Source organism: Mesorhizobium sp. M7A.F.Ca.CA.004.12.1.1, assembly GCF_003997835.1.
In the GTDB taxonomy this organism is placed as follows: domain Bacteria; phylum Pseudomonadota; class Alphaproteobacteria; order Rhizobiales; family Rhizobiaceae; genus Mesorhizobium.
Genome location: NZ_RZRK01000846.1, coordinates 1 through 2,594, shown reverse-complemented (window position 1 = coordinate 2,594; position 2,594 = coordinate 1). Strand labels below are relative to the sequence as shown.

General features: G+C 64.6%; 4 protein-coding genes. 2 read left to right on the top strand and 2 right to left on the bottom strand.

What is annotated here, in order from left to right:
* Window positions 1-1,262 (bottom strand): PAS domain-containing protein (locus EN984_RS30630; protein WP_127384189.1); only part of this gene is annotated, 1,262 nt, incomplete at its 3' end.
* A gap of 249 nt (window positions 1,263-1,511) precedes the next feature.
* On the opposite strand from EN984_RS30630, the gene EN984_RS30625 reads away from it, so the two are divergent.
* Window positions 1,512-1,961: an ester cyclase gene (locus EN984_RS30625; protein ID WP_127269678.1), complete on the top strand. Its 450-nt coding sequence runs from the start codon at window positions 1,512-1,514 to the stop codon at window positions 1,959-1,961.
* A gap of 10 nt (window positions 1,962-1,971) precedes the next feature.
* On the opposite strand, the gene EN984_RS39070 is transcribed toward EN984_RS30625, so the two are convergent.
* Entirely contained in the window at window positions 1,972-2,331 is a 360-nt protein-coding gene (locus EN984_RS39070; RefSeq protein WP_236382749.1) for a hypothetical protein, read from the bottom strand.
* Between EN984_RS39070 and EN984_RS30615 the strand changes: the two genes are divergently transcribed.
* Window positions 2,287-2,594 (top strand): Ada metal-binding domain-containing protein (locus EN984_RS30615; protein ID WP_281057358.1); only part of this gene is annotated, 308 nt, incomplete at its 3' end. The two genes, EN984_RS39070 and EN984_RS30615, sit on opposite strands and share 45 nt — an antisense overlap.

Sequence of the window (2,594 nt, the reverse complement as noted above, 5' to 3'; positions counted from 1 at the left end):
GCCGCGTAGCAGGCGTCGTCGGCGCAGGCCAGCGCGTCGGCCACCGTCGTGTTGGCGTCATCGACGAAAGCGATGCCGATCGAGGCCGCCAGCTTGCGCGACGTGGCCGTCGATCCTAGTTCGGCATCGCGAACCGCGGCAAGTACCGCGTCGGCCAGCCGCCCGGCCTGCGCCGTATTGCAATTGGGCATCAGCAGCGCGAACTCGTCACCGCCCAGGCGCGCGGCATGCGCCGTCGGGGGAAGGCAGCCCAGAATGCCTAGGGCAACGCTTTTCAGTGCCAGGTCGCCGGCCGCGTGGCCGGCAAAATCGTTGAGCGCCTTGAAGTAGTCGAGATCGACGTAGAACACGGAAAGCGGCAGCAACTGCGGGGCCGCGATGTGATCGGCCAGCAGCCGGTCGAACGCGGCGCGGTTCAAGAGACCGGTGAGCGCGTCATGGCGGGCCGCATAGGCAAGCTCCTGCTCGCGCTGCTTGTCTTCGGTGATGTCGCGCACCGTGCCCAGGATCTGCCCCGCCAGCCGGCGGTCCGGGATTTGCGGGTCGGCGATGAAACGCAGCAGGGATTCTATGTGCCGGACCTCTCCGTCGCGCCGGACGATGCGGTATTGCACGGCGGTGACCTTGTCCGTTTCGAGCGGCACCAGATGCGCGCGCGACGCGGCCTCCTTATCGTCCGGATGCAGATAGCCGAACCAGTGGTCGCGCTCGACTTCGGCGGTGTCGGAGACAAGCCCGAAAATCTCCCTGGTGCGTTCGTCCCAATAGCTTTTGCCGGTGGCGAGGTCGTGGTGCCAGATGCCGGTACCGCTGGCGGCAAGCGCCAGGCGGAAGCGCACATTGACCTGCTCGAGTTCGGCTTCGGCCGCCTTCTGCTTGGAGATGTCGGTCTGCACACCCATCAGCCTGAGCGGCTTTCCCATCGCGTCGCGCTCGACGGCGCCGCCGCGATCGAGCACCCACACCCAGTGTCCCTGCTTGTGCTTCAGCCGCAATTCGGTCTCGATGGCGTCGGTCAGGCCGGCAATGTGGCGGTCGCCGCTGGCCAGCGCCCGCTCGCGGTCGTCGGGATGGGTCAGTTGCAGCCACAGGTCGCTGGTGTTGGCAAGTTCGCTCTCATCGTAGCCCAGCATCCGCGCCCAGGTCGCGGAATAGAAGCAGTCGCCGGTTACAAGATCCCAGTCCCAGACACCAAGATGGGCGCGCTCCAGGGCCTTGGCCCAGAACGTTCCATTGCGACTTTTCTTGCCCTGACGCGCCATCGTCTGCTTCGCCTGCTCCACCGCAGGGCAATCTGCGGCAAAACCAGAGAAGAAACAGTTACCACGGCGATGGCGGGCTGCTTTGTTGGCTCCTCACCTGCCGCCTCTGCTCTTCGATTGGCCGGCAAGAACCGGAGTTTCGCATCGGCCGGATGTTCCTAGTCATGGCTCCAGGTCATCGGCCAATCCGGTGATCCCGGATCATCGGCGGCGCCGATGATCACATTGCAGAGACAAGAGGATCTTCCAATGACCAGACAAGAAGACAACAAGGCCGTCGTCGTCAGATGGTTCACCGACTTCTGGGGTGAAAGCTGCGACCTGTCCGTCGTCGACGACATCGCGGCACCCGACATGCTGCTGAAATACTCGCTGCACGAGCCGCGCCGCGGCCGCGACGAAATCAAGGCCTTCATGAGCGGCTTCCGCGCCGCCTTCCCGGACCTCAGCTTCTGGGCCACGGCCGACCTGATTGCCGAGGGCGACTATGTCGTCGGCCAGTGGGAGGGCGGCGGCACGCATACCGGCCCGGCCTTCGGCGATTTCCTCGCCGGCTCGCTGCCGGCCGCCACCGGCCGCACGATGCGTTTCACCGGCACCACGGTGCTGAAGGTGGTCGACGGCAGGATCGTCGAGGAGATCGGCCTCGATGACGGCGTCGCCGCCCTCACCCAGCTCGGCTTGATGAAGGCTGCCTGATTCGAAAGGGCTATCGCCGTCCAGGCGATGGCCCACCTTCAACGGGATCGGCGGCTTCGATCGGATAGTGCTTGTCCTCATAGGCCTCGATCAGAGTTGCGAGAACGTCGAACCGGTCACCATCGCGAGAGCCGACCTCCGGCTCATTTTCGAAATATTTAGTGATTTCGGCGATCGCCCAATCGTAATCGGCTTCGGTCTTAATGGGTCGAATGTTTTCCATCACACCATACTCTTTGTGCGTGCCGACGAACAGGCTTGCACCCTCCTGACCCTTGTCAAGAAACGGGTGGCGAGGCCGGCCTTTGGCGGCTTCAATGCGGCCATGTTCATCACCCTGGCCAAGAATCTGAAATCCACGCCGCTGCAAGCCGCCGACGATCCGCGCTGGGCGCGAATCGTCGCGCGCGACAAGTCGGCCGACGGCGCATTCTGGTATTCGGTGGCGACGACCGGTGTCTATTGCCGGCCTTCCTGCCCGTCTCGGCGCGCCAATCCGAAAAATGTGCAATTGCACGACACGCTCGATCAGGCCAGGGCCACCGGCTTTCGCCCGTGCCGGCGCTGCGACCCGGATGGCCCGTCGCTCGAGGCCGGCAACGCGGCGATGGTCGCCGCTGCTTGCCGCAGGAT